The 25,237-nt window shown below is 57.5% G+C and carries 23 protein-coding genes; 13 read left to right on the top strand and 10 right to left on the bottom strand.

Annotated features, from left to right (window positions below; genetic code table 11):
• Positions 1–222: 222 nt before the first annotated feature.
• On the bottom strand, positions 223–390 hold the full coding sequence (locus tag I6F20_RS32250; RefSeq protein ID WP_225129716.1) for a hypothetical protein: 168 nt from the start codon (positions 388–390) through the stop codon (positions 223–225).
• Between the two features lie 562 nt (positions 391–952).
• Here I6F20_RS32250 and I6F20_RS32245 point away from each other — a divergent pair.
• The 3 genes from I6F20_RS32245 to I6F20_RS32235 all read left to right on the top strand — a co-directional run bounded on the left by I6F20_RS32245 (position 953) and on the right by I6F20_RS32235 (position 2,728).
• Positions 953–1,297 carry an adenine nucleotide alpha hydrolase family protein gene (locus I6F20_RS32245; protein ID WP_225129714.1) on the top strand — a complete coding sequence of 115 codons (345 nt, stop codon included), beginning with the start codon at positions 953–955 and terminating at the stop codon, positions 1,295–1,297.
• Positions 1,298–1,595: 298 nt separating this feature from the next.
• A complete protein-coding gene (locus I6F20_RS32240) occupies positions 1,596–2,405 on the top strand; it encodes a LuxR family transcriptional regulator (protein ID WP_225129713.1) in 810 nt (269 codons plus the stop codon).
• Between the two features lie 65 nt (positions 2,406–2,470).
• The gene (locus tag I6F20_RS32235; RefSeq protein WP_225129711.1) at positions 2,471–2,728 is read left to right on the top strand and encodes a response regulator transcription factor; all 258 of its coding nucleotides are present in this window, start codon (positions 2,471–2,473) and stop codon (positions 2,726–2,728) included.
• Positions 2,729–3,028: 300 nt separating this feature from the next.
• On the opposite strand, the gene I6F20_RS32230 is transcribed toward I6F20_RS32235, so the two are convergent.
• The 3 genes from I6F20_RS32230 to I6F20_RS32220 form a co-directional block, all read right to left on the bottom strand.
• Positions 3,029–3,751: an outer membrane protein gene (locus tag I6F20_RS32230; RefSeq protein ID WP_225129710.1), complete on the bottom strand. Its 723-nt coding sequence runs from the start codon at positions 3,749–3,751 to the stop codon at positions 3,029–3,031.
• Between the two features lie 877 nt (positions 3,752–4,628).
• The gene (locus I6F20_RS32225; RefSeq protein ID WP_225129708.1) at positions 4,629–4,874 is read right to left on the bottom strand and encodes a hypothetical protein; all 246 of its coding nucleotides are present in this window, start codon (positions 4,872–4,874) and stop codon (positions 4,629–4,631) included.
• A 682-nt stretch (positions 4,875–5,556) separates the two neighbouring features.
• The gene (locus I6F20_RS32220; RefSeq protein WP_225129706.1) at positions 5,557–5,937 is read right to left on the bottom strand and encodes a NolY; all 381 of its coding nucleotides are present in this window, start codon (positions 5,935–5,937) and stop codon (positions 5,557–5,559) included.
• Positions 5,938–7,313: 1,376 nt separating this feature from the next.
• On the opposite strand from I6F20_RS32220, the gene I6F20_RS32215 reads away from it, so the two are divergent.
• On the top strand, positions 7,314–7,595 hold the full coding sequence (locus I6F20_RS32215; protein WP_225129704.1) for a hypothetical protein: 282 nt from the start codon (positions 7,314–7,316) through the stop codon (positions 7,593–7,595).
• Positions 7,596–7,992: 397 nt separating this feature from the next.
• On the opposite strand, the gene I6F20_RS32210 is transcribed toward I6F20_RS32215, so the two are convergent.
• The 6 genes from I6F20_RS32210 to nodD1 all read right to left on the bottom strand — a co-directional run bounded on the left by I6F20_RS32210 (position 7,993) and on the right by nodD1 (position 15,159).
• Positions 7,993–9,024 carry an LLM class flavin-dependent oxidoreductase gene (locus I6F20_RS32210; protein WP_225129702.1) on the bottom strand — a complete coding sequence of 344 codons (1,032 nt, stop codon included), beginning with the start codon at positions 9,022–9,024 and terminating at the stop codon, positions 7,993–7,995.
• 564 nt (positions 9,025–9,588) lie between these two features.
• Complete coding sequence (locus I6F20_RS32205; RefSeq protein ID WP_225129700.1) at positions 9,589–10,701, bottom strand: branched-chain amino acid ABC transporter substrate-binding protein; 1,113 nt, start codon at positions 10,699–10,701, stop codon at positions 9,589–9,591.
• A gap of 266 nt (positions 10,702–10,967) precedes the next feature.
• Positions 10,968–11,687 (bottom strand): MerR family transcriptional regulator, encoded by a 720-nt coding sequence (locus I6F20_RS32200; protein ID WP_225129819.1) that lies wholly within the window; start codon positions 11,685–11,687, stop codon positions 10,968–10,970.
• Positions 11,688–11,808: 121 nt separating this feature from the next.
• The gene (locus I6F20_RS32195) at positions 11,809–12,225 is read right to left on the bottom strand and encodes a hypothetical protein (RefSeq protein WP_225129698.1); all 417 of its coding nucleotides are present in this window, start codon (positions 12,223–12,225) and stop codon (positions 11,809–11,811) included.
• Positions 12,226–12,586: 361 nt separating this feature from the next.
• Entirely contained in the window at positions 12,587–13,579 is a 993-nt protein-coding gene (locus I6F20_RS32190) for a LysR family transcriptional regulator (RefSeq protein WP_225129696.1), read from the bottom strand.
• Positions 13,580–14,214: 635 nt separating this feature from the next.
• The gene (nodD1, locus tag I6F20_RS32185) at positions 14,215–15,159 is read right to left on the bottom strand and encodes a transcriptional regulator NodD1 (RefSeq protein WP_225129694.1); all 945 of its coding nucleotides are present in this window, start codon (positions 15,157–15,159) and stop codon (positions 14,215–14,217) included.
• Between the two features lie 452 nt (positions 15,160–15,611).
• Between nodD1 and I6F20_RS32180 the strand changes: the two genes are divergently transcribed.
• From I6F20_RS32180 to I6F20_RS32140, 9 genes are all read left to right on the top strand, one after another.
• The gene (locus I6F20_RS32180) at positions 15,612–15,935 is read left to right on the top strand and encodes a hypothetical protein (protein WP_225129692.1); all 324 of its coding nucleotides are present in this window, start codon (positions 15,612–15,614) and stop codon (positions 15,933–15,935) included.
• A gap of 56 nt (positions 15,936–15,991) precedes the next feature.
• On the top strand, positions 15,992–16,624 hold the full coding sequence (locus I6F20_RS32175) for a NodA family N-acyltransferase (protein ID WP_225129690.1): 633 nt from the start codon (positions 15,992–15,994) through the stop codon (positions 16,622–16,624).
• Positions 16,621–17,280 carry a chitooligosaccharide deacetylase NodB gene (gene nodB, locus I6F20_RS32170; RefSeq protein WP_463671673.1) on the top strand — a complete coding sequence of 220 codons (660 nt, stop codon included), beginning with the start codon at positions 16,621–16,623 and terminating at the stop codon, positions 17,278–17,280. The genes I6F20_RS32175 and nodB overlap by 4 nt, the downstream gene beginning before the upstream one ends.
• A gap of 17 nt (positions 17,281–17,297) precedes the next feature.
• Positions 17,298–18,674, top strand: coding sequence for a chitooligosaccharide synthase NodC (gene nodC / locus I6F20_RS32165; RefSeq protein WP_225129688.1), 1,377 nt, complete (start codon positions 17,298–17,300; stop codon positions 18,672–18,674).
• Positions 18,675–18,685: 11 nt separating this feature from the next.
• On the top strand, positions 18,686–19,315 hold the full coding sequence (gene nodS / locus I6F20_RS32160; protein ID WP_225129686.1) for a nodulation methyltransferase NodS: 630 nt from the start codon (positions 18,686–18,688) through the stop codon (positions 19,313–19,315).
• A 13-nt stretch (positions 19,316–19,328) separates the two neighbouring features.
• Entirely contained in the window at positions 19,329–21,038 is a 1,710-nt protein-coding gene (gene nodU, locus I6F20_RS32155; protein ID WP_225129684.1) for a nodulation protein NodU, read from the top strand.
• An 8-nt stretch (positions 21,039–21,046) separates the two neighbouring features.
• The gene (nodI, locus tag I6F20_RS32150) at positions 21,047–21,961 is read left to right on the top strand and encodes a nodulation factor ABC transporter ATP-binding protein NodI (RefSeq protein ID WP_225129681.1); all 915 of its coding nucleotides are present in this window, start codon (positions 21,047–21,049) and stop codon (positions 21,959–21,961) included.
• A 3-nt stretch (positions 21,962–21,964) separates the two neighbouring features.
• Entirely contained in the window at positions 21,965–22,753 is a 789-nt protein-coding gene (gene nodJ, locus I6F20_RS32145) for a nodulation factor ABC transporter permease subunit NodJ (RefSeq protein ID WP_225129679.1), read from the top strand.
• Between the two features lie 324 nt (positions 22,754–23,077).
• Complete coding sequence (locus I6F20_RS32140) at positions 23,078–25,102, top strand: carbamoyltransferase family protein (protein WP_225129677.1); 2,025 nt, start codon at positions 23,078–23,080, stop codon at positions 25,100–25,102.
• The last annotated feature ends 135 nt before the right edge of the window (positions 25,103–25,237 follow it).

The raw sequence follows: 25,237 nt of genomic DNA, 5'->3' as shown, positions 1-25,237 counted from the left end.
AAGACGGTTGGCAGCAACAATCAAGCACAGCGACGGCTACGTACGTCAGTATATGATCTGTGGCGATCATCGCCTTCAGTTCGCTGTTGAAACGTTTGCGGCAAATGTCAATACTTCACGCCCCCAAACCGCCTGACTCTATCAGCAGCCTTTAGCGAGACCGCGTGAGAGGGTCTCGGCGTGTTTCAGATGGAGATGGGATCGAAGAACGACCGCGTCGACTCACCATTGCGGCAGCAAGCGCCATTCCTGTTGTAAAACGGCGTCGAACTCATCGGAGAACCGGTGAAGGATGACTCTCTCGGCGTGCTTGATTTCATAGGGGCGGCGCGATGGTGGCAGCTTCGTGGCGGAGGGGGCGCATTGCCGCGCCTCCGCATCCTTGCCCATTTCGAATTGACTGCAACTTTCTGGCGCTCAGCACATCTTCCCTGACAATCTCCATTAGCAGCGCGCTGCAAGGACGGACTTAACCCAACTTTCTCCGAACTTGGACTAAGATGGCTTGCAGACTTAGTCGATGCGCGAGCCGATAACGAGATTGGCGCACCTTTTCAGAATACTGATAAAGATCTCCTGGCCCCTACTCGTGCTGCGGCTCGCGCAAATGGCGCTGTCGCCTTTGCCTCCCAATGTCATGATTGCTTCAATGCACTTACCTTGCGACCAACCGGCCGCCTTTCAAGCCCTTGTCCCGGCGGTGATTTTCGCGAAATCAGCAGTTGGTATGACACTTGCTGGACTGGTGCGATCCGATCCGGGGTCCTCTCCCTTCTGGAGATGCGCATGCAAAGTGTCCTCTGCATCAAGCGGGTCTCGCGACTGCGAGTATCTCCCATTGCGTCTTTGACGTGGCCATTTTCTGCCCCTTCGACTCATTTGCGCCGGACCTGCCGGACGGACCCGCTGAGACGCCGGGAGATGATGCGAGGAGTATGGCTTCGGCTGTTCCGTGTTGCTCATCGATCGCGTCCCCGACGCCGTCATAGGGCGGAGCATCAGCCAACGGTTAGCGATGGCAATTCGCAAGATTGGGAAGAAAAATGACGCTCCTGTTGTCTTCGTCGGCAAGCAGAGAATCGATACCTACAACGCGCAAGTCGAGTCCGGCACCGCCAACCGCATGGGCGTGCTCTACCTTACCTGTATCGCGGAGTTTAGTGCCCAGCATGTCCTCGTGCTTGGCCTCGAGACAAAGCGAACCGTCTTTCGGACAGGACCATGGTTTCTCGCCATCCAATCTAAACAGAGCTGGGCCTGTGACCGCTCGTGCTGTTTGGTTCGTCTCGCCAGCTGAGTCGTCAGGGCCATCGGGCTTTCTATCACCGCCAGGCCATCAACACGGACGACCGCCCGGTGATCTCCGATTTCGCCAGTACGCTATCGGCGAGCTCGACCAATCACTTTGCCTGTGCAACGGCGCTTCGATTGCGCCGTGCCGTTCAGCCTCGGACCAGGGATGATGGCGGTATCTCGGCTGTTTGACGGGACGATCATGCCGGCGCAGCCAGCGGCAGGGCACGAATCCGGGAATGGCATCTGACGCAGGGTGTGGCGCTCAGACTTCACGAAGAACAAACCAAAGGGTTCAGGTCATGGATTTGAATTTGGCTCCGCCTGAAACAAGCGCAATCGAACACAATGACAGGGAGCTTGATCGAGGTTCTGAGGCGCCCATCACGGATCTCTTTAGCTTCACCGAATGCGCGAAACAGACGCATTCGCTCAGAGCGTTGTTCGAGCTTCTTGTAAGCTGTTCTACCAAGGAAGGGTTCAGTGAAGTCGCTTTCGGCGCTCTCAACTTCGTCGAGCCACTTCGGCTGGCGGAGTATCCACCTCCGGCTGTGGCTGTGAAGTGGCCGCCGGACTGGTGCGACCGATACTTCAAACACAAGTACCATACTATCGATCCGGTGATCCGGAGGACGCCGATGCAATCGCGGCCGTTTTTGTGGGACCAACTCGCCGACCGCTATCAACTTCAACCGGACGAGAGACGCGTATTGGACGAGGCGAGAGAGGCGGGCCTGAAGCATGGCATGAGCGTGCCATTGTTTGGCCCGTTGGGTCGGGTATCCGTGGTGTCGTTTGCATCTGCGTCCGACGATGCTGATCCTCAGGATCACATCGGTCATCTCAACGCGCTGGCGTCGCAGTTTCACACCGCCTATGGCGACATCGCTCGTCCCTGCGATAATGATTGCGAAAGAAAAATTGCACTATCGCAGCGGGAGATCAATTGCTTGCGGTGGGTGGGAGAGGGGAAATCGTCATGGGAAATTGGGAAGATCCTGAATATCAGCGAGAATACAGTCAATTTTCATATCAAAAATGCGATGCGAAAGCTGGGCGCGACCAGCCGGATTCAAGCGGTCCTTATGGCGGTTCGCCTCAATCTTCTTTGAATTCATCAGTCGAATGGAACGAGCACCAAGCGCCAATCTTGCTTCAGCTTCTGGCAGGTTAATCGATGCCCCGCGATAATGATTGCGAAAGAAACGTTGCACTATCGCAGCGGGAAATCAGTTGCTTGAGGTGGCTCGCAAGGGGGAAATTGTCTTGGGAAATGGGGAAGATCATGAACATCAGCGAGAATACAGTCAATTTTCATATCAAAAATGCGATGCGAAAGCTCGGTGCGACCAGCCGGATTCAGGCGGTCACTATAGCAATTCGCCTCAATCTTCTTCGAATTCATCAGTCGAACGGAACGAGCACCAAGTGCTAAATCTTGCTTCAGCTTCTGGCAGGTTAATCGATGCTTATGGAGCTCCGCAACCTCACGCGGCGAGAGGTTTCGGACTTGCCTCAAGGAGTGTTGTATTTGCGGCTTCGCCGAAAGTGCCATCAGATGTTGAATCGACGGACCTCGTCCGCCAGTGTTGAGGTCAGGCGGCGTCGTTCCATCCAGCCGGTGATCCCTGCTTAGACGAACTCGGACCTGGTGCTTCGGAAGGGGTAGGAGCGTGTGAAGAAAGAACCCCGACCGCGGTCGGGGCTCCCGATTCACGCAACCGCGTCGAGATCACTATTTGGCAAACCCAGGGCCGAACTTGTAATTGAGCCGTGCCGTGATGAGATCGACGTCCTGGTGGACGCGATCGGCCGCAACGGCCGCTGGGAAGCTTACGTTGCTGCGCTGCATGAACAAGTGGGTATACTCGACGCCAGCTGACCAGCTGGGCGCGAGGCTGACTTCGGCACCGGCGCCCAGCGCGCCACCCCAACGCACATCATTGTCTACAATCTCGGTGCCAGTAGCCACCGAGTTCAAGTGATAGGTGTTGCTGGTCACCGCAGCACCGCCCTTGGCGTACAGCAGCACGGCATTGAACGTGTAGCCAATATGGCCGGTGAGCAGACCGAACGCATCTGTCTTGGTGCCAATGGTGTTTGCTGGGAAGGCGGCGCTGACATTGGAGCCGCTGAAGTCGGCCCAATTGCCCTGGCCTTCGATCCCGTAGACCATGTTGAAGATGTGCCAACGATAACCAATCTGGCCGCCAACGGTACCGCCAGTCGAATTATGGCAACCCTCGGGAGTGACTCCATTGAAATCCCAGCAGTTGCGGCTCGTTCCCCAGCCGCCATTGACACCGATATAGTAGCCGGACCAATCGATAATCGGGGCTGCGACCCGGAGCGGTGGCGCCTTGACCTGGACGGGCTGCCCGGCGAGGTCCGTGCCGAATGCGGGAGCGGCCGCACTGAGTGCGCCGATGCTTGCGGTCAGAATCAGAAAATTCTTCATTCGAGTGTCGTTCCTTTCGGTGCCCCCAGCGCCGTGCGTTTAACAACATGATCGCGAATTGCTGTAACTGCCGCACAACATGTCCTCGAAAGAAAAGGGTCAAATCGCACGCCGCGTCAGATTGTGGCGCGCGCAACTTGCCATGCACTGCCTCGGCCGAAATGCTGCGGCCTGACAGTGGTCGCTTCGCGCAGATGCTTCTTTGAATACGAGCCGTTCGTGATGGCTTGTGATGGGACGCAATGCTGCGAGGTGTTTCGTTCCCTCTCGCTAACTAGCGACAAGGCCAGTCTGCGCCAACACGTCCCGTGCATGCTCGCTGTTCAGAGAGTTCGGCAAATGAAGACCGCTGATCGAAGACGTCTCGGGCGCGCAAAAGCTCATTCTTCCGGCAGGAGGGCCGTGCTGCCGCTTGCAGTCATGGGCGATGCGGCGATGATCGATCACAGGCCTGGATCGCTTTGGCTCCCGACCTATCATAAGTGCAGCACGATTTTCCTCTGCTAAGACCTCGATCGACGATGCCAAGAAGCCGATGCGGCTGTGCCTGACGAGGCTCTCGCTTGAAGTTGAGCAAGCTCGTGCCGAGCCAAGGTCAGGAGAGAAAACGCTAGGGCGTTTCCTGGCGCGAGCGAATATTAGCGCGGCTGTTCCGTCCCGTCGCCGACTTGCTCTGGGTTCCAGGTTACTGGTCTGGGGTCACTAGAAGAGCTGCATAGGCAACAGTCGTCGCGAACGTGCTCGTCTTCAGCGGGGCTGAACGTGAGTGGAGGAAGGTCAGCTCGAGCACGCTCTGCCCCGGTTGTTTTCCCGCCGCATAAGGTCCCCAAGAGCCTTAACGAAGGCGAACTTATATGGCAGTAGAGGTTCAAGCGCCTTATTGCTCCGTCGACGGCGCCAGTTCAGCCCGCAAGCTGCGTATCGCCTCGTTTGCCAGATTTAAAGTATTCCGTTCGCCTTTCCTTATCGAAGACTCAAGGAAAGTGCGCAACCGGCTGTGGAGGACCGTCTTGAGATTATGCGCCAGCAACGGATCCTTCTCAACAAAGCGCCAGGCCTTATCAAATGCGACGCTCACGATAGCATCTGTCATCTGCACTTGCTCCGGTAAGAACTGATCCATCTCAACACTCCACGACGTCCTGATACAAGGAGGTACTTTGGCAAAAACTAACCGAGAGCCTGTGGCTTGTCCCAGCAAGTAAGACATCAGAGCAGCAGGACGCTCGGACATCGAGCTGCTCTCGGTGCTTCAATGAATCTATAGATGTTTGTTGAAGTTCCGATGACCCCGCAGTCGTATTGCCAGGCGCAATTCGAATAATTCTGAAGCGGCTGAAACGAGCACGCGTCGCGCGACTTCGTTACCGCAGTGCTCTTGTTGCTCGGCATCGGTCAATAACTGCGGCTCTTCCTGCAATCGGAAAATCGGCGCCATGCCAATCACGACTAAAGCCACAATGAAAATGGATCGTTCCGCTCCATTCGCAGTCTCAAGCTAAGAAGCGTTTCTGGAAGCGTGTGGCGTTTTCCGAGCACTGCTTGTTTGCTTTCTGATACGTGTCCGGGGCCCGTCGTCCTTTGCTCCGCCCTGCGCGTGGTCTCCTGCTCTCGGTGCAGGCTCCAGCTTTCGAGCATGGTGGCGAACAGTTGCGATATGGAAAAGCCAGCGGAACCGGCGCGCTTACGGGACGGTGTGCGCATAGACGCCAAGTCGTCGATCCCCGGTACGTACGGCCGCAGCAGTCAGCCCAGGGACGTTCGATAAGCGCGCCATCAACCGCAGAAAAAGGCAAATGAAAAGTTCAGTCGGCTGCTGCTGAACGTGACAGTATTAGTTTCGCGATCTTCAGTTGATTGGCGGGAGTTCGAAGCACTGCCGGTAATGCTGCCACGGCCTGATCGAGAAGGCGTCCCAAAACCTGAAGGTCTTCTGGGTAGTAAACGCCACGGTCTCGCGACAGTCGCGTCGTTCGCTGGTCGCTGGCGCGGCCCCCGGTACTGGTATCGCCTAGCTGGCCGAGCTCCACTTCCGCCGTAATCATTTGGTTTGTGAGTGCGTTCAGCAGTCGGATCGCTTCGAGCTCGTTGCCTTCTTCGCCTATGAGGGCGGCCACGATGTCGAGTTGCAGGTCGATGCGTTCCTCAAGGTCCTCTGCGCGTGAATTGGAAGGGTCAAGTTCCACGGTGTTGCTCCAAAGTGGTTAAATGCAGGCAGCAGGCTGATTAACGGTTGTGGCAGACGGCGATAGAACAAATGGCTGCTGCACAAGGCAAGGTGCGCACGCACGGTCGCCGAAGGCAGGGGATGGCAGGCATGTGCCGCGAAACGACCGCAAAGGCGGAATCGACGGTATAGAGCGCTGCGAACTGCTTGTAGATGGCCCGTCATTTGATTGGATCGTCGAGCCGGTCCAGCGCGTTGGGCCGTGGCAGTGACTCCAGCTAGCGGGGACACCGCTGATGACGGCAAGTCGAGAAGCGAGGCCCGAACTGCTGCGGGATTGCTTGCCGCCTGACATAGCGATCTAGACGTAACCGGAGGCCTCGCCAGACGAGGGATAACCGCGTCGGGATATGGTCGAAGAGCGCCGGCGCATAGAATGAGATAGGGTGGCGTCAGTCTGTAAGCAGTGGATGTGGGGGCGGCCCGCCGACGAGTACTGTGCATGCGAGCGGAGTGAGAATCCGCGATCACACGACGTATGGGCGTGGGCAGCAAGATCGCCAGACTGGTCTCATCACGCCGATCGACATCAGTGCATCGTCCTGGCCGGAGGATATGTCGCTTGCACTTAGCCTGGTCAGATAGCTGATCGCACTGCTTTGCCTGAAGGCCGCGACAGCGGCGGATTGTCGACGCTGCCCGCCTGGTCAGGGCGGAAAGTCCCGCCCGCACCGGTGTAGAGGGCAGTTCGACTGCCCGAATTCTATGCAGCGCACGCATTTACTTTGGCCAAGCAGTGTGCGCGAGAGCCGATCTTCTTGGAGCGCCTTAGTAAGATTGCAAAGGGGGAGGCGACAGCGCGATACGTTGCGCGCCAGACGTTGCGATTGGCCATCCGACTGGATTTGCGCCGCACGCGTCTCGATTCCAAAGATTGATGGGTGTCGTTAGGGATGCAGCCACGAGAAGCTTGAATCGGCCTGCGATTATGCTGAAAGCAAGAGGGATCCATGGTCACACGACATTCGTGAAATGTGCTTTCCGGAAACCGGCGATCGACTTATGGGTATTTGGCTGAAATTGGTAAAATCGAAAGTGTTGATGGGACGCATCCAGTTCGTGGATCGCGTACACGAGTAATCTCATCGCGTACATCGAAAATGGGTTATTTAGTGTTTTCCCGCAGTCTTGGTTCAGTGAGTTTGAGGGCCTTTAGGCGAGCCTGCTGATTCGTTGATGACCGGCCATGATAGAGAAGACAAAAAATCGCAGCGAATACGGCTAGATTGGACTCCAGATGTCACGAGGGTTCCACAAAAACTCCACCGATGCGCGTAAGAAGAGAAGGCCGTGCAATCTCGACGGCGACTATCCACCAGCTCCGGCCTCCCGCAGATGCAGGATGACCCCGAGCAATCGCTGGCCTTCATTGAAAAGGCCCGCGAGATCGAAGCGGACGAAGAGCGTCCGCCTGCGGATGAGTTGATAAAGGCTCGCAAACACTCCCTAGCCAAAGCTCGCTCCCAAATAGAAGCGCCAGGCGGGTCAGATATCGCCGATTTTCTCCAGTATAACGTGTACCGGACTACCTCAACCATGAGCGCCTGTGGCTTCCCATCTGAGAAGTTGGCAGGCCAATCGAGCGTCAGGCTCCATCTGTTGTCTGCCGGTACTTGAGCGCCAATTACATGCGTGCCGCCGGTTGGCGCATATAAGTGACAGTCCCCTTTATGCGGCCGCCTGCTCGATGTAGGTACCACTATAGCGAAGGTTTCCAACATCGACCCCGACAATCTTGCCGTTGCCGACGTAGACGGCACCGCCGCCAGTTCGCCCATGCAGACAGTCCATTGCGTAAAGCGCGCTCACAACGAAGAATTCTCTTCGAAAGCAGAGTTTCATGTGCCGAAGTAAGAAGAAGCGCAGTCAGAAAAAGTGAATGCTTGATCGTTGCCATTGAGGCTGACGATCGCCTTCGCGCAAAGGGCAAACGACAACCAAAATCGCAACCAGATTCGAACAACCTCAGTGCGCCGGTCTCCTTTGCCAAGCATATGATTCCCCAATGTAGACATTAGCCACCAAAGCTATCGAGAATTTCAGCTTTGATTGCGGTTGCCGTGTACAGGGAGACCTCCAGCGGAAGGTTTCCAAATGCAAGCTGGCAAAGCAAGTAGTTGGCACCTGCCTCTTCCATCTGCTGAAGAAGAAGCTGCCGGACGGAAGCTGGCGTTCCAACGACACACAATTCGCTCTCAAGTGCTGCATCGAAGGTCAGCGGAAGGGCGGGCGGCGTCGGAATGGCGTTCAGGTCGTAAAGAAACTTGAAGCTCTCCAGCCATCGTCCATACGCAGTTTTGGCCGCCGCATGAGCGTCCTGGTCAGACTTAGCAATTACGACCATGCGGGCGAGGCCGAGAAATGGCTCGCGGCCATGTGCGGTTGTATTGTGGCCGCGTTGGGAGCGGTAGGCCTCCGTAACTTTCCGGACAACAGAGGCGGGGCCTATGCACGCCAGATTGGCGCCATTTGCAGCGGCCCACTGCGCCGACTCGGCCCGATTGCTGGCGATCCAGGTCGGCGGATATGGACGTTGATGAGTCCTCAAGGTTAAGGGTATTTCGCTCAGCTCAAAGTGGTGTCCCTGATAGGATAGCGTATGTCCCTTCAGTGCAATATTCAGGATTTCGCTGGCTTCAGTATAACGGCCTGGTGCGGTTTCTGCACTGATGCCGAAATAGCCCCATTCAATCGGCTGGGAGCCGCGGCCGATCCCGAGCTCGAGCCTGCCGCCGCTCAACTGGTCAAGCATGCAGATCTCTTCGAATGCGCGCAATGGGTGATAAAGGTTGAGCAACAGGACGAGCGGACCAAAGCGCAATTGCCGGGTGCGCTGCGCCAGGCTTGATAGAAACAGGTTCGGCGAGGGCCCTCTGCCATGAGGTGTGCAATGGTGTTCGGCCAGGTGATAAGCGTAGAAGCCCAGAGAATCACAGGTCTCCGCCAGCTTGAGACGATCTTCATATTGTCGTGCGGCATCTCGACCGTCGTCATCCAAATGGTCGAAAATGCCGCACCTTAGTCTTGAAGGAAGGCCACTCTTCACTCGATCAATCTCCGATTATGGGCCGGGACGGCGAGCCCTGGTTGCTTCATGCCGTCGCGCTCAAAGAGGTGTTGTTCCTCATTTGACGGCTTAGGGCGTTTCTCTTTGGGTGCGTGGATCTGAGGTTGCACGTGTGATTGGGTCACGAGAATGCGTAGATGGCGGTCCGGCAGTTACTTTGAAAAGAGGTGGCGAAGCGCCTCCTCACCGAGCATGTGCTCGACCAGAAGCACCGTTAGCTTCGCGTTCTCCTCTTCTTCGCCTGCCCCAACGCTTGGCCGCAGAAATGTCCATGCCACCTAACCTAGCACCATTGTAGATGGCCGCTTCAGAGGTCATGTGCCCGCGAGCCGGATCAGCGCGACAGGCTACTATTTGTCTATGGTCGGACGCAGCGTCTCGTTCAGGTCGACATCAGGTAGCTCTGCGAGGGCTGCAGCGAACGCGACGAACGCTACGAAAGCTGCAATAATAAGAGAGCTTGCGAGTATCGCTGCTCCAACGTCCTGAGGGCGTCTCATCATCCGTGTCACTTTGGGTTTGGGGAGGCGGCGTTGACGCCAATCAGTTCTGCTCGACAGTTTCAACACGGCCGTCGCGCCAGCGGTAAACCAGAAAACCAGGAACCGCATTATCTCCCTTTGTATCGAACCGCACTGGCCCAATCACGGTATCGATCGCCCGTGAACGAAGTGCGCTGGCGACGCGCGCAGCATTGAGCGAGCCGGTCCGGTTCACCGCCTCTGCCCATGCTTGCACGGCAGCATAGGCGTAAAGCGTGTAGCCTTCAGCGGACAGGTTGGAAGCTTTGAGTCCGGCTACCACGCCGGCCGCATTGGCATTCCTGGCGGGATCCGGCATGAAGGTAAACAACGTGCCATTTCCAGCGGTGCTGGTAATGGCCCAGAATTCAGAGGTCATCAACGGATCGTTCGCCATGACGACGAGGCCCGCTCCTGCCTCTGATGCCTGGCGTACAAACAAGCCGATTTCGGTATGATAGCCGCCGATATAGACGACGCGCACCCCATCCTTCTTCATTCTTGAGACCAGGGCCCTGTAATCCTTTTCGCCGGCTACGTAGCTTTGCCGAATGACTTGTTCACCGAACCTCTGAAGCTGTGCCTCAACCACGTCGGCAATACCCTTGCCTGCGGTGCTCTTGTCGTCGAGCACTGCGATCTTGGCGTTAGGGTAGTTCCTGTGAATGTACTCAGCGGCAGCGGTGCCCTGTTGGTCGTCGCGGCCGCAGATCCGAAAGACGGTCTGAAGGCCTCGTTCTGTTAGCTGAGGATTTGTCGAGCCAGGGGAGACCTGAACGATGCCTGCTTCGGCATAGATGTCGGAGGCCGGGATCGACGAAGAGGAACAAAAATGACCAATGACCAACCGTACCCGCTCTGTTGTGAGCTTATTCGCGACTGCGACGGCTTGCTTCGGGTCGCAGGCGTCGTCGGCGACACTCATAACCACCCTGGTATCGGGAAGTAGGCCCGAAGCGTTCAGCGCCTCGACCGCCGCAGCCGCACCATCGCGCATTTGCAAGCCGAACGCAGCGCTGCTTCCGCTCATTGGGCCAGCCACGGCAATCTTGACTTCGGAGCCGCGCGCAGCCGAGGCGAGGGCGCAGAAGAGAAGCGCTGCACTCGCAGCAGAAGCGTAATGCCCATTTAACATTGTAGAGCTCCCAATGCTCACCTAAAGTGAACCGCCAACAGCTGTGATCAGACGTGCCTGCAGGTCGAGGCCGCCAGCCAAGCGAAGCGTGCGTCAGGTCGGCCAGATTGCGACCACGTAAGAGCCTACAATTTGACGTTACGTGCGGTTCAAGCCCCGTTTGAAGGGAGTCTCGATCAAGGCGTCAGGGAGCCCCGGATCGGCGAGGCCATGACGATCTGTCCGCTCGAACCCGTAAAACTGTCGGCCAGCATCAGAGCCGCCGATCAGCCAAAGTACGGCTGATCCTCCAACCCGCCAAGGGCGAGATCGAGATATTGCATGAGGCAGGGATCCCAACCAGCCAGACTGCGGGGGGCGCTTAATCGTGCAAGTACCTTCAGGATCATCGAAACGCGTGAATCGGCGCCGGCGATTTCGCTGATCAGCAGGCGGGCTGCAACTGCGACAGCTTTTGCTCGATCGCCGCAAGGGGGCTCGCCCCGATCCATACAATCACGCAGGTCGTCGCGGATCTGCCGCCACCGCTCCTCGCGATCTGCAGCTAGCTTGCAGGTGCATCGGGATTTCTGACTACGCGTCTCGACCCGCGACATGGCATTCAAGGTAGCTGGCAGGTCATCCACACTTACCTGGATCTCACTGTCGATGGTCATGTTGCGCAGGCGATCTCGCAACAGAGTTGCCCGAGCTACCTGAAGTTCTATGCGCTCTAGATGCTTGCGCAGCAGGTCGGTGAGTGAGGTCGTGCCCTCCATAGCTTTGCGGATCTCGACAAGGGAGAAGCCAAGCTCACGTAGCGCCCGAATCTGGTGAACCCGTTGAACACTTTCGCGGTCGTACATCCGGTGGCCGCCGTCAGTACGCTCTGAGGCTGCTAGGAGTCCCGTATGTTCATAATGATGCAGCGTGCGTACCGTTACTCCGGTCGCCTCTGCAAGTTCGCCAATGCGCCATCGACGCCTTCGTGGTGTAGCTTTGCTCATGTTGTTCAATTTCAAAGCCTACAACCTTACGTCACGTGTGATTCAAGTTATTTCAAAGCTCTAGCTGGATCGTCTTCCATTCCAGCGCGAGAGTGGTGACTATCCTCAGAATGGCGGGGGATCAACCCTGAGGGGAAATGGCGGTCAACAAGCTCGTCAGGCATGCCAGTTGAGCATCGCCGGCCGCCGTACGCTCCAAGATGAGTTTGGCGATTGCTTTGCGATTTTCCGGATTTCGCATCGATGGGGGTAGCGCGGTGACCGCACTATCATAAAGGCTTCCCAGGACGGAAAGCTCTTCCGGATCGAACACGCCGCTGCATTGCTCCAACGTCAGCTCCTTGTTTGTCATTGCGTAATGGCAGCGCACGTCGTCAAGACGTTTGGCGGCGATAGGGCCAAAAGAAGTCAGACCCGCGGCACGGAGCGACGAAGATGCGATGTACTCCAGGCTGATGCGATAGGGCAACACGCGTGCGCGATGCTTGCTTCGACAGCGCAAGAGATCGTGGTCATGTGCATGATCGATGACCACCACGCTCACTGTGCGTGGTGGTACGACTCGGTAACCGCAAAGAACCGTCTCCGCTCGTCGGGAGCCACTACCGATTCGGAGAGTTGACGACGACAACCCGGCGCCGATTCTGCTGTATCGAGGCAGGTGCGCCCGACGGCCAGGTGCAACGTGCGTCCCTGTCTCCAAAAGCAGGCCAACGGTCCAGCCGCCGCTCGCACGTCGAGCCTAATGCCAACGTGCGAAAGACCTACACAACGTCGTCATCATAGCCGTCCCCTGCGACGATCTTTATAGAGCGACCACGAATTCGAGAGAGGCGAGCCTAAATTGTGCGTTGAGACATTCGTTGGGATGTGAGGTTCGCACGATCTTGAGATCGTCCTTACGACAACGGCGAGACGGGTCGTGCGAAATCTCCGGCAGTATCCGGTCGTTCCGAAGTGCAGATGATGGAGGGCTCTTGTCCAGTTGCCATGCGGGTAGCCTCCTGCAACAATATCTCTCGCATCCACTGGCTTTCCGGATCGCTATTGTGAAGCACGGGCCATTGGACCGCCTCAGTGAAGGCGGGGAATGGCTGCGGAAGCTCGGCAATCCGAAGGGGGATCGTTCTTTGGAAATGCTTTACAATCCCTAATGGCATCGTCCCTATGCGGTTCGTGCCTACCAGCAGGGGCGGGATCATGCTGAAGCTCTGCACGAGAATGTCGATCCGCCGATTGAGACAGAGATCGAGTAGAAAGGATTCCTCGACCAGCGTCTTGCGCGCACCTCCGAGCTTAACCGCAACATGGCCCATCGACATATACCGATCAAATGTAAGCCGCCGTAGTAGTTGGCTGTTCGTGCAGCAACCTACACAAACGAGTCTCTCCTCGAATAGGGCCGCCCTGGGGTGCACGCTGGACATGAATAATTCCGGCAAGATAACAAAATCGACTTCGCCGCGGCGGAGAAGCTCATCGTGCTCATCGGTGAGCGTCACGAGTTCGAAGCTGACGGCAGGCGCTTCTCGCGCGACGCGCTCCACGATATTTCGAAAGAATACGACTGTTATAAAATCAGAAAAGCCGATCCTGAATCGCCGGTTCGATCGAGCTGGGTCGAACGCGTCCCGCGCGATTATTGAGAGCTCAATGCGCGTTAGAGCTTCGCGCACAGGAGCTGCGAGTCCTTCCGCGCGTGAGGTGGGGACAAGTTCCCGCCCCCTCATCCCAAACAGCTCGTCATCGAAATAGGAGCGCAGGCGGGCAACGGCTGCGCTCATGGCCGGCTGACTAAGGTTAATCTTGCGTGCCGCCGCGCTGAGGTTGCGCTCAGTCATGAGAGCATCCAGCGCGACGAGAAGATTTAGATCTAGACCTTTGAAACGCATGTCTTCTTATCCGGCAGGAACGTAACTGCGGCGCATACAACGAGCGGTGACGGCTGCGTCTGGAGAGGTCCTATTGGCTCGCCCGAATGGACATCGTTTCCATCCTGCGATCGCGAGAAGACGCTCGTAAAATGACCGCAACAATGGAGAGCAAGGCGGCCGGCCACCCAGCGGCGGCCAGAAACCGTCAGGAGTCCCGAAGCTGATCGGTCTCGCCGCTTCCAGCGAGCCACGCAACAGGACCCGATCAGTTGGTTAATGGCAGTTCAACCCAGTGTCCGGCCAGCGCCGTCAGTTCACCAAACCGCCCAGTCGACGGTCGCGTAGCGCAGCGTTAGCACGGCGGCCAACCTACAACCTGACGCGGGGTGCGATTCAAGCGATTTTATCGGGCAAGCCAAACATTGTCGCACTGGTGGAGGCGAGTTCTGACGCGATAGTGCCGGGCGTCGCCGGTTTGAGGTGCAAGCGCACCAAACCTCACCAGCGAGATCACCGCTCGGCACTCGGCAATTCTTCGCAACCGATCGCCATCTCTGGCCGCTTCGCGCCAGAAACGTTGAAGTGACGAAAGCGGCCGAGCATGTCCAAGGGTTCGGAGCGTATTTGGAACTTGCCGAGAGCGGCTTATGATTCTAGCAGCGCCTGCGAGTTGGAGTCTCCTGAGGCCCAGATGCCATGTTGGATGCTTCCTCCAGCAATATCCGCCGCATCCAAATGCTTGCCGGGTCGGTATTGTGGAACGCAGGCCACTGCACAGCCTCGGTGAATGTGGGCAGAGGGAGCGGTGGTTCGACGATCCGCAGTGGCATCCGCTGTTCGAAGTGTTTGGCGAGTCGTAAGGGCATTGTGCCGATACGGCGCGTATCTAACAATATGGGCGGAATCAGGCTAAAGCCCTGCACAACGATCTCAATGCGTCTCTTGACGCCGTGCTCGAGCAAGAACCATTCTTCGAGGTTTGGTCTGAGCGCCCGTCCGAATTTCGCCGTAACGTGGCCCATCGAAATGTATTTCTCGAACGTAAGTTGCCGCGATAGCTGCTTGTTCGTGCGGCATCCCACGCATACGAGGGTCTCGTCGAACAGCGTCGCCTTAGGATGCGCGCTCGACATGAACAGTTCCGGCAGAATGAGAAAGTCGACCTCGCCCCGGCGGAGCAGCTCATCGGGTTCATCGGAAAATGGCAGCAATTCGAAGCGCACCGCGGGAGCTTCCTGTGCAAGACGGTCCACAATCTTGCGCAAAAAGACGATCGTCATGAAATCGGAGAGAATGATCCTGAAGCGTCGGCTCGACTGAGTCGGGTCGAACGCGTCCCGTGATATGATCGAGAGTTGGATGTGCAGCAGCGCCTCGCGAACCGGGCCTGCAAGCGCCTCCGCGCCAGGTGTCGGGACGAGCTCTCGACCTCTCATGGTAAATAGTTCATCGCGGAAATAGGTACGCAGCCGAGCGATGGCAGCGCTCATAGCGGGCTGGCTCAGGTTAATTTTGCGCGCCGCCGCTGTGAGGTTGCGCTCCGTCATCAGAGCATCGAGCGCAACGAGAAGGTTTAGATCAAGTCCCTTGAACCGCATCTTGTAAGTCTATCCATCGTGTGGATGTGTTCCATCGGAACTATCGATTTTACCAAATAGCGGGATGTTGGATAGCAAACATCAGTTTGGAAAAAATAATCGAGTATATCACCATGGCTGCTGCTCGTTCACGCGGACTCAGAGAACAACTCCTGGACGTGCGAGCTGGCGCCGCATGTGTTTCGAGAGCGGCTATGGGCGCGCCGCGCGAGCCGCGTCGCTTCTTCTCTGTGCGAAGCTCGCTCGATCGAGACGTCAGGCGGACCTCGATAAACCTTGGTATGCGTGTTCCATCCCTTTCCATATTGCAGGTTTACCCGCGTACACTTGAGAGCGCGTTCAGCCGCATTCTAGTGTCGCGACATAACGGCAGGCGCAGATTGCGGATGCCAAGTAATTCAGGCGACTCTGCAAATGGCTCGCCTATCCACCGCATTCAGGGCGTGTCGAAGATGGATAAGAACCAGTGTGATTTGATGGCGTTCCGATGCGCCATCGATGAGGCCCCGCGCATCGAAGACCTGCCCTCCAAAGCGTCGACAGCGATGCTAGACGAGGCGGCAAAGCTTCGTGGTGCAGACAGGCTCTCGCCAGTCCAATCGCCTCGTCGGCATCTTTCGGCATATCTCGCGCAGGGCTTTGGCCGGATCACGAGCGCGAACCATGCGATATCTTCATCGCGAGCGAAGGCGCACGGCGCGGTGCAGGCGAGGAGTGCCGCGCTCCGACGGGTCATAGCAGCGCATTTCACTGTTGACCAGCGCTTCGGCGACTAGCGAGTTCAAGTGACCATCTCCGCTCTTCATTCCACTGGGGCACAAGGAAGCTCGCCATGAACATTGCCGTATCCCGGACTGCGGAAGCTCCTTCTACACGCACTCAAGTGCAGTGGAGCCGTCGCTGGGAAAACGAACTGCGGCTCACCGATCATGCCGAACTCGCCGAGTTCTTCCGCAAGAGCTACGGGCCGACCGGTGCGTTCAATGCGCAGCCATTTGAGGGCAACCGAAGTTGGGCCGGGGCAAGACCTGAGCTCCGCGTAATTGGTTACGACGCGCGCGGGATAGCTGCTCACCTCGGGCTACTACGCCGCTTCATCAAGATTGGTGGGGTCGATCTCCTCGTGGCCGAACTGGGATTGTATGCGGTGCGTCCGGATCTCGAAGGGCTGGGAATCAGCCACGCAATGCGCGTGATGTATCCCACACTGCAGGAGCTCGGGATTCCATTCGGCTTTGGCACGGTTCGGCCTGCGCTTGAGAAACACATGACCCGACTGCTCGGAAGGCAGGGGCTCGCCACCCTCATGTCCGGCATTCGCGTCCGCTCCACGCATCCGGATGTCTATCCCAATTTGTCGCCGACCCGCATCGAAGACGTGATCGTGGTGGTTTTCCCGGTTGGACGCTCGATAGGCGAGTGGCCGGCCGGGACGGTCATCGATCGGAATGGGCCTGAGTTGTGAAAGAACATCTCCCCCTATCTGCTGTCCGTTGCGACTATGCTGACGTGGCCGGAAGTCGCCCCGTCTATTTGACGTTCGATGACGGGCCAAATCCATTTTGCACGCCAGAGGTGCTCGAGGTGCTGGCGCAACATGGGATTCCGGCGACGTTCTTTGTGATCGGCACGTACGCGGCCGAACAACCTGAACTCATTCGACGAATGATCGCGGAAGGTCACGAGGTTGCGAACCACACGATGACCCATCCGGATCTTTCCAGATGCGGACCAGCGGAGGTACGCGATGAAGTTCTCACGGCGAGCGAGGCGATCCGTTCGGCGTGCCCGCAGGCCTCACCTAGGCACATGCGAGCACCTTACGGCATGTGGACGCACGAGGTGCTCGCTGTGTCAGCGAGCGCCGGTCTCACAGCTGTGCACTGGTCGGTCGATCCGAGAGATTGGTCCCGCCCCGGGGTCGATAGAATTGTGAATTCAGTACTCGCGAGCGTTCGCCCGGGTGCAATTGTGCTCCTGCACGACGGATATCCTCCTGATGAGGAGCGACCGTGCACTGATGCCACGCTGCGCGATCAGACCACGATGGCCCTGTCACATCTGATCCCGGCACTACAACGGCGCGGGTTTGTAATCCATCCACTCCCTCAACTTCACTGAGCAAAAACTGACACCCTATGGACCTGCTCGCTACAACCAGTGCTGTCGCTGTTTCGTCTTATGCGCTGCTCTCGACGATCTACAAGAGCGCGCAAGCGCTTTATGCTCAACCGGCGATTAACTCATCGCTGCAGGACAACCTGGGACGATCGGAGGTTGTCCTTCCTAGTGTAGACGTCATCGTGCCGTGCTTCAACGAGGATCCAATCACGCTCGCCGAATGTCTGGAGTCGCTTGCGAGTCAAGACTACACCGGAAAGCTACAGGTTTATGTGGTCGACGACGGATCTGCAAATCGCGACCTTGTCGCGCCTGTGCACAAAATCTATGCGAACGATCCGAGGTTCAGCATCATCTTGCTGGCAAACAACGTTGGAAAACGCAAGGCGCAGATCGCTGCGATACGCAGCTCATCCGGTGACCTGGTCCTCAACGTCGACTCGGATACGATACTTGCCGCTGACGTTGTCACGAAGCTGGTATTGAAGATGCATGACCCGCAAATCGGTGCGGCCATGGGTCAGTTGATAGCGAGCAATCGCAGCCAAACCTGGCTGACCAGGCTGATCGATATGGAATACTGGTTGGCATGCAACGAAGAGCGCGCGGCGCAGGCGCGTTTCGGTGCGGTCATGTGCTGCTGCGGCCCATGTGCCATGTATCGTCGCTCCGCGCTCGCCTTGCTTCTTGATCAATATGAAGCGCAATTCTTTCGAGGGAAGCCGAGCGATTTCGGCGAGGATCGCCATCTAACGATCCTCATGCTCAAGGCGGGCTTTCGAACCGAATACGTCTCGGACGCGATCGCAGCAACAGTCGTCCCGGACCGCATTGGGCCATATCTACGTCAGCAACTCCGCTGGGCCCGCAGTACCTTCCGGGACACGTTCCTCGCATTGCGCCTGCTGCCAGAGCTCGATGGCTATCTGACGCTAGACGTTATCGGGCAAAATCTCGGCCCGTTGCTTCTCGCCTTTTCATCACTCGCTGCGCTCGCGCAGCTCCTAATGGCAGGCTCTGTACCCTGGTGGACGGTATTGACGATTGCAGCAATGACAATGGTCCGGTGCAGTGTGGCAGCCATTCGTGCTCGCGAACTGCGGTTTCTCGGCTTCTCGCTCCACACACCGATCAATATCTTTCTCTTACTTCCTTTGAAGGCTTATGCGCTTTGTACATTGAGCAACAGCGATTGGCTCTCGCGCAAGGTCGCCAACGTGCCGGCCGATGGGGAAAAGCAATCTGTCATTCTGCACCCGAACGCTGGACGAAGTGCTGCAAGTAAATGGGGAATGTCTAGTATAAGTCGTAAGGCGAGGGTTTCCCAGAGCCCATCGAGCCTGACGGCAACAAAGAGTGTTTGCGGTAGCGATCGTTCGACTGCCTGCAAGTAGGTAATTGGCTCATGACCCTGGACGCAAACCATCAGCAATTAGCGCGAGAGCTGGCTGCCGACGATCCATGGCGTCTCGACAGTAGTGCCTTCGAGCAGGAGCGATACGCTCAAATGCTCCGGATGTCGGGTTGCAACGGAGATGTTTCGTGTGGCCTCGAAGTAGGATGTGCAGCCGGTGCATTCACGGACATGCTGGCTCCGCTATGCGAACGACTCACCGTGGTCGATGTCATGCCGCAGGCGATCGAGCGAGCGCGACTACGGACCAGGAAGTGGTCACATATCACGTGGGTGACCTGCGACATTCAGCGGTTCTCGACCACTGAACAGTTCGATTTGATCGTCGTGGCCGAGGTTCTTTACTACCTCAAGGACATTGTCGAGATGCAAGCGGCTATCCGCAACCTGGTGAGGATCCTAGCGCCAAATGGGGCTCTGATATTCGGGTCCGCACGTGATGCCACATGTCAACGGTGGGGGCTTGCTGCTGGTGCCGAAACGGTGATCGCCCTCTTCAACGAGAGCCTATCGGAGGTCGAACGTCTGCACTGCCACACCGAGTCAATCAACGAAGACTCCTTGATAGTCCGGTTCCGGAAGCCGGGTCACTCGTCAGAACAATCAAACGTCGGCCACTAGACCAGGGGATCGTATGCGCATCTGCGGCATCAAGTTAACCCATGACGGGGCAATTGCTGTCATCGAGGACGGGCGACTTGTCTTTTGCACCGAGCAAGAGAAGTGCGGCAACGGTCCACGCTACCAATCCGTCGAGAATCTCGATGCAGTCGTGCTCGCCTTGGCGGAGCATGGCCTGGATCCGCGGGATATCGATCAGTTCGTCATCGACGGCTGGGATGGGGAGATTGAGTCGCAGTTCCAGGTCCTAAGTGGAGCTGTGCCGATCGCGCTGAAGGGGGCGCCATATGTCGAGCGCCATGCTGAGGGCCTTCTTGATTCCGTCGACGGCTTTGGCGTGATCCTCGGAGACAAGGTGTTTCCATATAAGAGCTACCCGCACGTTACAGGCCACGTCGCGTCAGCATATAGCACCAGTCCCTTTGCAGGTGCGGGAAAACCCACGTTCTGTCTGGTATGGGACGGCTGCATCTTTCCACGTCTTTACTATGTGGAACCTCGGGGGGCACGGCTCATTGCATGCCTGTTTCCGATGATCGGACATGCCTATGCTGCCGCGGGCCTTCACTTCGGCCCATACAGGCAGCCGAACCGCTCCAGTTGGGATTTGGGCATCGCCGGCAAGCTGATGGCTTACATCGCGCTAGGCTCTGTCGACGAAAGCATCGTCGCAGTGTTTCAGGAGCTCTATGAAAAGCGCTTCGCCGCTGACACGGAGCAGGCACGTCGGTACCGCGCTGAGATCAACAATCCGGAAGCGTCTCTTGCAGCTCTGCACGACTTCTTCGAGGCAAGCGCTTTGCGCCTGACGGCCAAGCGAGCGGAGGACGTCCTTGCGTCGTTTCATGTGTTCGTGGAACGTCTTCTTGTCAAGGAAATGGCGATGGTTCTGCTGCAACACTCGTCGCTTCCGGGAGCGCGAAATCTATGTATCGCCGGCGGCTGCGGTCTCAATATCAAGTGGAACAGCGCGCTTCGTGCGACTGGATTGTTCGATGATGTTTGGGTGCCGCCGTTTCCGAATGACAGCGGCTCGGCGATCGGCGCTGCTTGCGGCGCGATGGCGGCGCAAAATGGCTTCGGGCCATTGGAATGGTCAGTCTACAGTGGTCCGGCCCTGCACGACAGCGAGCTTCCGCCGGATTGGGAGGCGGCGCCGTGCAGTCTGCGTGAACTTGCGGCGATTCTCGCGGACGACAAGCCGGTCATCTTCCTTTCCGGGCGCGCCGAACTTGGTCCGCGGGCGTTGGGCGGCAGAAGCATTCTTGCAGCCCCGACCTCCCCGGCAATGAAGGATCATCTCAACGACATCAAGCGTCGCGAGCAGTTCCGACCGGTGGCGCCGATCTGTCTGGAGGATCGGGCGCCGGAGATTTTCAGCCCAGGTACGCCAGATCCCTACATGCTGTTCGATCACCAGACCCGCGCGGAATGGCGCGACAGGGTCCCCGCTGTCGTCCATCTCGACGGTTCGGCGCGGCTGCAGACAATCTCCCGCAACTCTCCGCACAAAATCGCCGAGCTTCTCGTCGAATTTGAGAAGCTTACCGGCATTCCGCTGCTCTGCAATACCAGTGCTAACCTCCACGGGCGTGGATTCTTCCCGGATGCTGCCGCGGCCTGCCACTGGGGACGCGTTGAGCATGTGTGGTGCGACGGCCTGCTCTGGACCAAAACGGTGGTAGGGAAGCCATTGTCGGACGAACGACTTCTCTCAGCCTAAGAGTGATCATGTCCACCGTAGCAATCGACCTTGCCGGCGTGAGAAAATCATTTGGCGACAAGGTCATCGTCAATGAGCTGTCGTTCTCGGTCGCGCGCGGAGAATGCTTTGGCCTTCTCGGGCCGAATGGAGCCGGCAAGAGCACGATCGCGCGCATGCTGCTTGGCATGATCTCGCCGGACGGAGGAAAGATTACGGTGCTCAATGAGCCTGTGCCTGCACGCGCTCGTGTCGCACGTGTGCGTATCGGCGTGGTGCCGCAATTCGATAATCTTGAACTCGAGTTCACCGTACGAGAGAATTTGCTGGTGTTTGGCCGCTACTTCGGCATGAGCGCTCGCGAGATCGAGGCGATCGCCCCCTCGCTGCTCGAGTTCGCACGCCTCGAGAGAAAAGCGGACACGCGCGTTGCCGCGCTGTCCGGTGGCATGAAACGGCGGCTGACGCTGGCACGTGCGCTAATCAATGACCCGCATTTGCTCGTGATGGATGAGCCGACGACTGGTTTGGATCCGCACGCCCGCCACCTGATTTGGGAACGTCTGCGAGTTCTACTTGCGCGGGGCAAGACGATTCTCTTGACCACTCACTTCATGGAAGAGGCCGAGCGCTTGTGCGATCGGCTGTGTGTCCTCGAGGGTGGACGCAAGATCGCTGAAGGCAAGCCAGACGACCTGATCGACGAGCATATTGGCTGCAATGTGATCGAAATCTATGGGGGTGATCCACATCAGCTCCGCGAGCTGATCAGGCCGTATGCCCGGCGCGTTGAAGTGAGTGGAGAAACGCTCTTTTGTTATGCGCCATATCCGGAGCAGGTGCGCGTGCAACTGCATGGGCATGCGAGCCTTCGTATTCTGCAGCGCCCCCCGAATCTCGAAGACGTGTTTTTGCGGCTGACCGGGCGCGAGATGGAGAAGTGAGCGATGGGTGAAAGTTATGCGGCGGTGATGCCCGCTAACGCGTACAACTGGATCGCGGTATGGCGTCGGAACTTCATCGCATGGAAGAAAGTCGCACTTGCATCGATTCTCGGCAACCTCGCAGATCCTCTAACCAATCTGTTTGGCCTCGGCTTTGGCCTTGGACTGATCCTGGGGCGCGTTGAGGGGACGTCGTACATCGCCTTCCTGGCGGCAGGCATGGTCGCGACCAGCGCCATGACGTCGGCGACCTTTGAAACCATGTATGCAGCCTTTGCACGCATGGACGCCAAGCGCACCTGGGAAGCAATTCTCTCTACTCAGCTAACGCTTGGCGATATCGTCCTAGGTGAACTGGTGTGGGCGGCCAGTAAGTCCGTTCTGGCCGGAACAGCGATCGCGATCGTCGCCGCCGCTCTCGGTTACGCATCATGGCTATCCATTCTCTATGCGATGCCAACAATCGCCCTTACTGGCCTTGTCTTCGCCAGCTTGGCGATGGTCGTCATATCCCTTGCGCCAAGTTACGATTACTTCGTGTTTTACCAGACACTTGTCCTCACTCCTATGGTGTTTCTGTGCGGCGTGGTCTTTCCGTCAAGCCAACTGCCCGACTCATTTCGGCACTTCGTCAGCTTATTGCCTCTCGCACATTCGGTCGACCTTATTCGCCCAGCGATGCTTGAGCGCGGTGCCGACAGTGCTGCCCTGCACGTAGGTGCGCTCTGCGTTTACGCGGTTTTGCCCTTTTTCGCGTCGACAGCACTATTTCGGCGCCGCCTGCTGCGTTGACGTGAGTTGAGCGAAACGGACAAAGTCAAATCGATGCAGTGTCACGATGCTTCTGCGGTAGCTCGGGGGTGACCTCGTCTATTAGAGCAGCTTCTGCAATGGCCTTAAGAGGCCGCAATCGAGCCGGTTCTACGGCCGCCTGTTCGGTCGATCGGTGTCGGGGGCTAGCAGCCTTGCTTCTGAGCGCCTGTCGCTAGGCGCCGAGATGGACCCAGCAAAGTTGTGTTGTGCTGTCTGGCACGCGCGCCCGGCGGGGCGCGACTGTACAGATTAGATCGGTGGGGCGGCAGTTAGCCTTCCTGTCATGTTCAAATGGAGAACGGGATGTTGTGCCTGGGAGTGAGTGGCGGTCTTGATAAAGTCTATGAGAGCTCTCCGGAGCTGCCGACTACATTTCTTCACGATGGCGCTGCGGTTCTTGTGCAGGATGGCCGCGTAATTGCTGCTGTCGAAGAGGAGCGCCTCAACCGCGTCAAGCACTCTAACAAGTTCCCGAGCAATTCGATCCGATACTGCCTTTCTACCGCAGGAGTCTCGCTCGGCGAGATCGACCGTATCGCGTTCTACGCGACTGAAGCCTACTGCAAAACCATGCTCGAGCGTCTTTCTGTTTCTCAGCCCGTTCCCTTGGACCCCAAACTGTTGCTGCGGCAGCTGCTGGCACGGGAGTTCGGCGCCGAGATCGATCCGTCTCGGCTTTCCTTCGTGAATCACCACGAGGCACATGCCGTGAGCGCGTTTTCCATGTCCGGGTTCGAGCAAAGTCTCGTTTTTACGATCGACGGCGGTGGCGATTTTCTCTCGGGCTTATTGGCGGCGGGGTCTGGCACTGAAATTGCGCAACTTGCAAGCTTCCCGGAACATAACTCCCTGGGACTGTTCTATCTCGAGACGATTCGATATCTCGGCTACGGGTTGTTCGATGAGTACAAAGTGATGGGACTTGCCCCATACGGTGATCCCACTCCCTATCGCGAACTCTTCGCGCAGTTCTACGAATTGTTGGACAACGGTGGCTATCGCGTTCACCTGGATCGAATCGGTCCGGCCCTGGTCCGCAACATCGATGTTCGGCGAAAAGGAATGCCATTCACCCAACAGCATCGAGATGTCAGCGCTTCGCTGCAGGAAGCGCTTGAGCGGATCGTGTTTCACATCCTGCGGCACCATCGTGAAGCGACGGGCATGAGACGCTTGTGCCTGGCTGGCGGGGTAGCCCATAATTGCACGCTGAACGGTAAGCTGCTTTATTCCGGGCTATTTGATGACATCTTTGTTCAACCCGCGGCGCACGACGCCGGTTGCGCGCTCGGCGCTGCATTGATGGTCTCAAACGAACTGGGGAGGCCAGCGCCGCGCGAGCGACTGCCGGACGTTTATTGGGGGCCTGATCTCGGGAGCGAGCAAGCCGTAGAGCATGAGCTCAACGCATGGTCAGGCCACCTCGACATTCAACGAAGTGATGACATAGCATCCAGTGCGGCAGACTGGATGGCAAATGGTGCTGTAATCGGCTGGGTGCAGGGCCGCTCTGAGTTCGGCCCACGTGCGCTTGGTAACCGCAGCATTCTTGCGGATCCGAGGCCTGCGGAAAACAAGGACCGCATCAACGCGATGGTCAAGAAGCGCGAGGGCTATCGCCCCTTTGCGCCATCTGTACTGGAAGAGGATGCGAGCGAGTTCTTTGAGCTGCCGGACGGCACGCGGCAGCTCCCCTTCATGAATTTCGTGGTTCGTGTGCGTGAAGCCAAGCGTAACGTGCTCGGTGCGGTTACCCACGTTGATGGGACCGCTCGGCTGCAGACAGTATCGCGAAGGACAAACCCCACCTATTGGGATGTAATTAGTGCGTTCAAGAAGCGAACGGGCATTCCGATACTTCTAAATACCTCGTTTAACAACAATGCCGAGCCGATCGTGCAGTCCGTGTCAGATGCGATCACCACATTCTTGACGACTGACCTGGACGGACTTGTTGTTGGCCCTTTCCTCGTCAGGAAGCGGCCAGCTTCACTGCAGGATTGGTGTGCACTGGGCGTGTCATTGCCGCCGTATGCATCCCTTCATCGTGTTCGATCCTACACAGCGCCAGATCGCCAGGAAACGGTGTGCGAGATCCGCACGGGACATTCCGCCCACCATAGTATGCGTATCTCACATGAGCTTTTCGAGATCTTGATGCGGATCGAGGGCGAGGCGTCGCTCAGCTGTCTTTTCGACGCAACCATGCTGGACCAGGCCAAGCGTGAAGATCTCGTGAAGGAATTGCGGCTCGTGTGGGAGGTGCGGGGCGTTCGCCTGCATCCTCCGCGCGCTCGAGGGCACAATAAAGTGCAAAACGAAACATAGCCCGAACTCATGAGCAATGGCCATGGCTATACCTGCATGTGAGGGGGCAAGGCTATCCAGCGCAGAGGGTGGCATCGGGCATCCGCCTGAAATCGGGTACGTCGACGCAACACCGCTGAAGAAAATACGCAAACT

The sequence above is a fragment of the Bradyrhizobium sp. IC3123 genome, assembly GCF_020193625.1.
GTDB classification, from domain to species: Bacteria; Pseudomonadota; Alphaproteobacteria; order Rhizobiales; family Xanthobacteraceae; genus Bradyrhizobium; species Bradyrhizobium yuanmingense.
The sequence above is the reverse complement of the archived record's forward strand: the minus strand, read 5'-3'. Positions and strand labels throughout refer to the sequence as shown.

What these genes read in the sequence shown, in the direction of transcription:
- I6F20_RS32180 (WP_225129692.1), top strand. Translation starts at nt 15,612, where the DNA reads ATGGATAAGAACCAGTGTGATTTGATGGCGTTCCGATGCGCCATCGAT.
- I6F20_RS32215 (WP_225129704.1), top strand. Translation starts at nt 7,314, where the DNA reads ATGCAGGATGACCCCGAGCAATCGCTGGCCTTCATTGAAAAGGCCCGC.
- I6F20_RS32200 (WP_225129819.1), bottom strand. Translation starts at nt 11,687, where the DNA reads ATGAGCAAAGCTACACCACGAAGGCGTCGATGGCGCATTGGCGAACTT.
- I6F20_RS32190 (WP_225129696.1), bottom strand. Translation starts at nt 13,579, where the DNA reads ATGCGTTTCAAAGGTCTAGATCTAAATCTTCTCGTCGCGCTGGATGCT.
- I6F20_RS32235 (WP_225129711.1), top strand. Translation starts at nt 2,471, where the DNA reads ATGCCCCGCGATAATGATTGCGAAAGAAACGTTGCACTATCGCAGCGG.
- I6F20_RS32230 (WP_225129710.1), bottom strand. Translation starts at nt 3,751, where the DNA reads ATGAAGAATTTTCTGATTCTGACCGCAAGCATCGGCGCACTCAGTGCG.
- nodJ (WP_225129679.1), top strand. Translation starts at nt 21,965, where the DNA reads ATGGGTGAAAGTTATGCGGCGGTGATGCCCGCTAACGCGTACAACTGG.
- I6F20_RS32225 (WP_225129708.1), bottom strand. Translation starts at nt 4,874, where the DNA reads ATGGATCAGTTCTTACCGGAGCAAGTGCAGATGACAGATGCTATCGTG.
- nodC (WP_225129688.1), top strand. Translation starts at nt 17,298, where the DNA reads ATGGACCTGCTCGCTACAACCAGTGCTGTCGCTGTTTCGTCTTATGCG.
- nodS (WP_225129686.1), top strand. Translation starts at nt 18,686, where the DNA reads ATGACCCTGGACGCAAACCATCAGCAATTAGCGCGAGAGCTGGCTGCC.
- nodU (WP_225129684.1), top strand. Translation starts at nt 19,329, where the DNA reads ATGCGCATCTGCGGCATCAAGTTAACCCATGACGGGGCAATTGCTGTC.
- I6F20_RS32250 (WP_225129716.1), bottom strand. Translation starts at nt 390, where the DNA reads ATGGGCAAGGATGCGGAGGCGCGGCAATGCGCCCCCTCCGCCACGAAG.
- I6F20_RS32205 (WP_225129700.1), bottom strand. Translation starts at nt 10,701, where the DNA reads ATGTTAAATGGGCATTACGCTTCTGCTGCGAGTGCAGCGCTTCTCTTC.
- nodI (WP_225129681.1), top strand. Translation starts at nt 21,047, where the DNA reads ATGTCCACCGTAGCAATCGACCTTGCCGGCGTGAGAAAATCATTTGGC.
- nodD1 (WP_225129694.1), bottom strand. Translation starts at nt 15,159, where the DNA reads ATGCGGTTCAAGGGACTTGATCTAAACCTTCTCGTTGCGCTCGATGCT.
- I6F20_RS32140 (WP_225129677.1), top strand. Translation starts at nt 23,078, where the DNA reads ATGTTGTGCCTGGGAGTGAGTGGCGGTCTTGATAAAGTCTATGAGAGC.
- I6F20_RS32240 (WP_225129713.1), top strand. Translation starts at nt 1,596, where the DNA reads ATGGATTTGAATTTGGCTCCGCCTGAAACAAGCGCAATCGAACACAAT.
- I6F20_RS32175 (WP_225129690.1), top strand. Translation starts at nt 15,992, where the DNA reads ATGAACATTGCCGTATCCCGGACTGCGGAAGCTCCTTCTACACGCACT.